Consider the following 4,339-nt stretch of genomic DNA (forward strand, 5'->3'; position numbering starts at 1 on the left):
CCGTCGACGCCCTCCTGCGCGTGACGGGTCTGCTCGGCGCGCGTCTCCTCCAGTTCGTGCTGGTGCTCGATCGCGTCGAGCCGGTCGGCCTCCAGCAGCTCGTGCACGGAGTTCATCAGCGTCTCCATGTCCACGACGCCGGTGTACTCCCCGCGCCGCCCCGTCACCACGACCCGCCCCGCGTTGTCGATGAGCACGGCCTCCAGCGCGTCCCGCAGCGTCGCGTCCCGGGTCACCGTGTCGTGCACCAGCGTGCCCGCCCGGGCCAGTGAGCCCTTGGCCCGCATCAGGTCCCCGCGCCGCAGCCACTTGTAGGGCCGCCCGCGCCGGTCGAGCAGCAGGATCTCGTTCGTACCGCTCGACCTGAGCTTGTTGAAGATCTCCTGGAGCGGGTCGTCGACGGTCACCGTCGGATAGTCGGTGATCTCCACGTCCCGTACGCGCGACAGATTGAGCCGCTTCAACGCGGCCCCCGCGCCCACGAACCCGGACACGAAGTCGTCGGCGGGGTTGGTGAGGATCGCCTCCGGGGTGTCGAACTGGGCGATGTGCGACCGCTCCCGCAGGACCGCGATCCGGTCGCCCAGTTTGATCGCCTCGTCGAAGTCGTGGGTGACGAAGACGATGGTCTTGTGCAGCTCGTGCTGGAGCCGGATCAGTTCGTCCTGGAGGTGGTCGCGGGTGATCGGGTCCACGGCACCGAAGGGTTCGTCCATCAGCAGGACGGGCGGGTCGGCGGCCAACGCCCTTGCCACGCCCACGCGTTGCTGCTGGCCGCCGGAGAGCTGGCGCGGATAGCGGCCGTGGAACTCGCCAGGGTCGAGACCGACCAGGTCCAGCATCTCCTCGACGCGGGCGTTGATCCGCGCCTTCGGCCACCCCACCATCCTCGGTACGAGGGCGATGTTCTGGGCGACCGTCATGTGCGGGAAGAGCCCCGAGGCCTGGATCGCGTACCCGATCTTGCGGCGCAGCTTCACCGGATCCATGTGGGTGACGTCCTCGCCACCGATCCTGATCCGCCCGCCCGTGGGCTCGATCAGCCTGTTGATCATCTTCAGAGTGGTGGACTTCCCGCACCCGGAGGGGCCGACGAAGACGACGAGTTCACCGGCGCTGATCTCCATGTTGACGCTGTCCACGGCGGGGTCGGGGCTCCCCGGGTACCGCTTGGTGAGGTTCTCCAGCTCGATGGTGGCGCCGGTGGTGGCATTGGCACCGGCGGTCGCGGCACTGGCGGTCGCCGTGGTGGTGGTCGGCTCAGGCACGGATCCCCCTCGGAATGGTCAGCCGCCCGATGAGGACGTACGCGGCGTCGAACAGCAGGGCCAGGACGATGATCCCGAGCGTGCCCGCGAGCACCTGGTTGAGCGCGTTCTTGCTGCCCAGGGAGGCGATGCCGCGGAAGATCTCATTGCCGAGACCCGGTCCCGAGGCGTAGGCGGCGATCGCGGCGATCCCCATCAGCATCTGGGTGGAGACCCGGATCCCGGTCAGGATCGGCGGCCAGGCGAGCGGCAGTTCGACCCGCAGGAGCCGGGCGAGCCGCGACATCCCGATGCCGGTGGCCGCGTCGACGAGCGAGGGATCGACCCCGCGCAGTCCCACGATCGAGTTGCGCACGATCGGCAGCAGCCCGTACAGGGTCAGCGCGATCACCGTGGGCGGAACCCCCAGCCCCACGAGCGGGATGAGCAGACCGATCATGGCGAGCGAGGGGATGGTCAGCAGGGTCGCCGTCGAGGTCGTGGCCAGGCTCCCGGCCCACTCGCTCCGGTAGGTGACGACACCGACCACCACGCCGATCACCGTGGCGACGACCATGCACTGGAAGACGGCGCTGGCGTGCTGGTAGGCGTCGGCGAGGAGCTGCTGATGGCGACTGCTCAGGTACTCCCAGAAGCTCACCCGCTTTTCACCCCTGTCGCCTCAGCCATCACTGTCGCCTCAGTCGTCGTCCTCCGCGGCCTGCTCCACCAGCGGGATGATCCGCAGCGGCACGGGGTTCTCCATGACGATCGCCGTGGAGGCCCGGACGATGCCATCAAAACCGACAACCCGGTCGATCACCCGCTGAAGATCGGCGTTGGACCGCGCCACGAGCCGGCACAGCATGTCCCCGCCGCCCGTCGTGGTGTGCAGCTCCAGCACCTCGGGCACGGTCGCCAAGTGCGCCCGTACGTCCGTGCCTTGGCCCTGCCGGATCTGCAGCGTCGCGAAGGCGGTGACGGGATACCCCAGGGCCGCGGGATCCACCTGCGGCCCGAACCCCCGGATGACTCCATTCGACTGAAGCCGGTCGAGCCGCGCCTGCACGGTCCCGCGCGCGACCCCGAGCCGCCGGGACATCTCCAGCACACCGATCCGCGGCTCCCGCGCGAGCAGCACCAGCAGCCGCCCGTCCAGATGATCGATCGCCATGCAGGCCTCCGCGGTGGTCATCCTGTACACAAAGCCCGAACCGGTAGGCCTTTCACTGAACATATTGCCCAGCGGATCCGCAAACTATTGCGCACCTTGCGGAAGGGAGAGAGCCTGCGGCCATGACTCAGACCACTCACCACACCCCCGAGACCGCGCGGCAGGCAGACCCCTTCCCGGTCAAGGGAATGGACGCGGTCGTCTTCGCCGTGGGCAACGCCAAGCAGGCGGCGCACTACTACTCCACCGCCTTCGGCATGAAGCTGGTCGCCTACTCCGGACCGGAGAACGGCAGCCGCGAGACCGCGAGCTACGTCCTGGAGAACGGCTCCGCCCGCTTCGTCCTCACCTCCGTCATCAAGGCCGCCACCCCCTGGGGCCACTTCCTCGCCGAACACGTGGCGGAGCACGGTGACGGCGTGGTCGACCTCGCCATCGAGGTCCCGGACGCCCGCGCCGCGTTCGCCTACGCCGTCGAGCACGGCGCCCGCCCGGTCACCGAGCCCTACGAGCTGAAGGACGAGCACGGCACCGTCGTACTCGCCGCCATCGCCACGTACGGCAGGACCCGCCACACCCTGGTCGAGCGCACGGGCTACGACGGCCCCTACCTCCCCGGGTTCACGGCCGCGGACCCGATCGTCGAGCCGCCCGCCCACCGCACCTTCCAGGCCATCGACCACTGCGTCGGAAACGTGGAACTCGGCCGTATGAACGAGTGGGTGGCCTTCTACAACAAGGTCATGGGCTTCACGAACATGAAGGAGTTCGTGGGCGACGACATCGCGACCGAGTACAGCGCCCTGATGTCGAAGGTCGTCGCCGACGGCACGCTCAAGGTCAAGTTCCCGATCAACGAGCCCGCCATCGCCAAGAAGAAGTCCCAGATCGACGAGTACCTGGAGTTCTACGGCGGCGCCGGCGTCCAGCACATCGCGCTCAACACGAACGACATCGTGGAGACCGTACGGACCATGCGCGCGGCCGGCGTCCGGTTCCTCGACACCCCGGACTCCTACTACGACACCCTCGGCGAATGGGTCGGCGACACCCGCGTCCCCGTCGACACCCTGCGCGAACTGAAGATCCTGGCCGACCGTGACGAGGACGGCTACCTGCTCCAGATCTTCACCAAGCCGGTCCAGGACCGCCCGACCGTCTTCTTCGAGATCATCGAACGCCATGGCTCGATGGGCTTCGGCAAGGGCAACTTCAAGGCCCTCTTCCAGGCGATCGAACGCGAGCAGGAGAAGCGCGGCAACCTGTAGGCACCGCAGCCCGCAAGGCCGTTGGGGCACTGGGCGCTGTCACACCGGGCCCAGTTCCCTCAACGCCTCCTTCGCCGCCGGAACACCGAGCGGCGAGAAGTACGGACTGATCCGCAGCGCCTCCTGCAGATGGCGGCGCGCGGGTCCCTCCCGCTTCAACTGCCGCTCGATCATGCCCCGGTGGTACGCGTAGGGCGCACTGCGCACCGCACCCACGTGCTGCTTGTCCGTGGCCTTCGTGGCGAAGACGAGCGCGTCCTCCTGCTGCCCGGCGCGATGCAGCGCCCACCCCAGCGCATCCGCGACCGCCGCGGAGGGATGCCGCTCCCACTCGTCCCGCAGCAGCCGCACAGCGGCCTGCGGGTCACCGTGGTCCGCCTCGAAGAGACCCGCCACGAGATCGGAGTTCACCCCGCCGGCGGCGCCCTCCCGCACCCGCTCCCGCACCACGTCGTACTGGGCCCGCGCCTCGCCGCCAAGGCCCAGCGACTCGTACAACTCGCCCAGCTCCCACGCGTACTGGGGCAGCGCACGCTTCTCCGAGGCGGCCCGGTACGCGCGCACGGCCTCCGAGGTCCGGCCAAGGGCGGCCAGCGCCCTGCCCTGCCCCGCGAGCGCGGCGTGCCCGTCCGGATCGGCCCGCACCGCGG

At 69.2% G+C, this 4,339-nt stretch carries 4 protein-coding genes and 1 pseudogene; 1 reads left to right on the forward strand and 4 read right to left on the reverse strand.

All coding sequences use genetic code 11. From position 1 onward, the window contains the following. The 3 genes from O3Q52_RS49615 to O3Q52_RS49625 form a co-directional block, all read right to left on the reverse strand. A partial coding sequence (locus tag O3Q52_RS49615) for a betaine/proline/choline family ABC transporter ATP-binding protein (protein WP_269655011.1) occupies positions 1 to 1,193 on the reverse strand: 1,193 nt, incomplete at its 3' end. 67 nt (positions 1,194 to 1,260) lie between these two features. Then, entirely contained in the window at positions 1,261 to 1,908 is a 648-nt protein-coding gene (locus O3Q52_RS49620; protein ID WP_269655009.1) for an ABC transporter permease, read from the reverse strand. Between the two features lie 39 nt (positions 1,909 to 1,947). Beyond that, entirely contained in the window at positions 1,948 to 2,421 is a 474-nt protein-coding gene (locus O3Q52_RS49625; RefSeq protein ID WP_055617039.1) for an Lrp/AsnC family transcriptional regulator, read from the reverse strand. Positions 2,422 to 2,543: 122 nt separating this feature from the next. Between O3Q52_RS49625 and hppD the strand changes: the two genes are divergently transcribed. Continuing rightward, entirely contained in the window at positions 2,544 to 3,689 is a 1,146-nt protein-coding gene (gene hppD / locus O3Q52_RS49630) for a 4-hydroxyphenylpyruvate dioxygenase (protein ID WP_269655010.1), read from the forward strand. A 39-nt stretch (positions 3,690 to 3,728) separates the two neighbouring features. Here the strand turns inward: hppD and O3Q52_RS49635 are convergent. After that, a pseudogene (locus O3Q52_RS49635) lies at positions 3,729 to 4,339 on the reverse strand (hypothetical protein); the annotation flags it as partial.

The organism is Streptomyces sp. ActVer, assembly GCF_027270795.1.
GTDB classification, from domain to species: Bacteria; Actinomycetota; Actinomycetes; order Streptomycetales; family Streptomycetaceae; genus Streptomyces; species Streptomyces umbrinus_A.